Consider the following 1452-nt stretch of genomic DNA (forward strand, 5'->3'; position numbering starts at 1 on the left):
TGGTTGAAGTTTAATGGTGGCAAAGGGGTTGCGACCTTCTTTGGCACCTTGTTGATTGGCATTTGGCCAGTGGGTAGTTTGGCTGCGGCCCTTTGGTTGGCTACAGCCTATGTGTTTCGGTATTCGTCATTAGGTGCGTTGGTGGCGTCTGCTGCCGCGCCACTCATTGCAGTGGCATTTCATGCCAGCCCCATTGGGGTTGGGGCAACGCTTTTCATGTCTGTATTGGTGTGGATCCGGCACCGCGAAAATCTCGCCCGTCTGATCAAAGGTGAAGAGCCCAAAATTGGCAAAAAATAGAGATGCAAACCCAGCATGTGCTGAGCGATAAAGAAAGACGGGATTGGGTAAGATTAGCGCGCAGTGAGGGAATAGGCCCGGTTAGCTTCTTCGGCCTGCTCTCGCGCTATGGGCAGGTCAGCGCCGTGCTGTCGGCACTGCCAGACTTGATCAAGCACGCACGCGGCAAGCCGATCCAGATGATCACTGCCGATCAGGCTGAAGACGAAATCGCCGCGACCGAAGCACGCGGGGGTCAGGTGCTTGCAGCGTGTGAGCCTACTTTCCCCATAGGCCTTGCTGCCCTCACCCCGCCGCCGCCTGTGATTAGTGTGTGTGGACAAGCGGGCCTATTACAAAAGCCGATGGTTGGCATTGTGGGGGCCCGCAACGCCTCTGCGGCGGGCTTACGGCTCGCACGCGAGTTTGCGACTGGCCTAGGGCAAGCAGGTTATGTTGTTGTTTCAGGCTTGGCGCGCGGTATCGATGGGGCAGCTCATAGCGCCAGCCTTGCCACTGGCACGATTGCGGTTCTCGCGGGCGGGCTAGACCATATTTATCCGCCCGAACATGAAAGTCTCTATCACGAGATCGCCGCGCGCGGACTGCTCGTTTCGGAAAGCCCGTTGTTTGCCACAGTCCATGCGCGCGATTTTCCAAGGCGCAACCGGATCATCTCAGGCCTCAGTCAAGGCATTGTGGTGATGGAGGCTGAAGCGCGCTCTGGCTCTTTAATCACCGCCCGCTTGGCCGCCGAGCAGGGCCGCGATGTTATGGCCGTTCCGGGCTCTCCCCTTGATCCCAGAGCGGCAGGACCAAACAGTTTGATTAAGGATGGGGCACATCTGGTTGCCAATGTGCAGGACGTTTTGGCCTGTTTGCAAGGCGGTTCAGGCCTGAAAGAAAACAAATCCAGAGGCTATAGCCATGCAGATCAGGGCCTGACCCTGACGCCGTCAGAAATCGACCGAGTTGCGGGGCTATTGTCGCCCGTGCCAGTTAGTTTGGCCGATTTGTCGACCGACTCTGGCCTGCCATGGCGAACCCTCGCCGCGATTGTGGTCGAGCTTGAATTGGGTGGCCGCGCAATCATCCAGCCCGGCGGTTTGGTTTCAGCCCCAGTTTGACCAGTCGGTCGCGCTCTTTGGCACGGCGTGCCTCAGACGCTGCCGC

2 protein-coding genes are annotated in these 1452 nt (G+C 58.4%); both read left to right on the plus strand.

The features are described 5' to 3' along the window. Positions 1-300 (plus strand): glycerol-3-phosphate acyltransferase (locus ACOVRA_RS07355; protein WP_421719720.1); only part of this gene is annotated, 300 nt, incomplete at its 5' end. Positions 301-302: 2 nt separating this feature from the next. Continuing rightward, complete coding sequence (gene dprA / locus ACOVRA_RS07360; RefSeq protein WP_421719721.1) at positions 303-1406, plus strand: DNA-processing protein DprA; 1104 nt, start codon at positions 303-305, stop codon at positions 1404-1406. The last annotated feature ends 46 nt before the right edge of the window (positions 1407-1452 follow it).

It is taken from the genome of Aquidulcibacter sp., assembly GCF_049239865.1.
Taxonomy (GTDB): Bacteria; Pseudomonadota; Alphaproteobacteria; order Caulobacterales; family Aquidulcibacteraceae; genus Aquidulcibacter.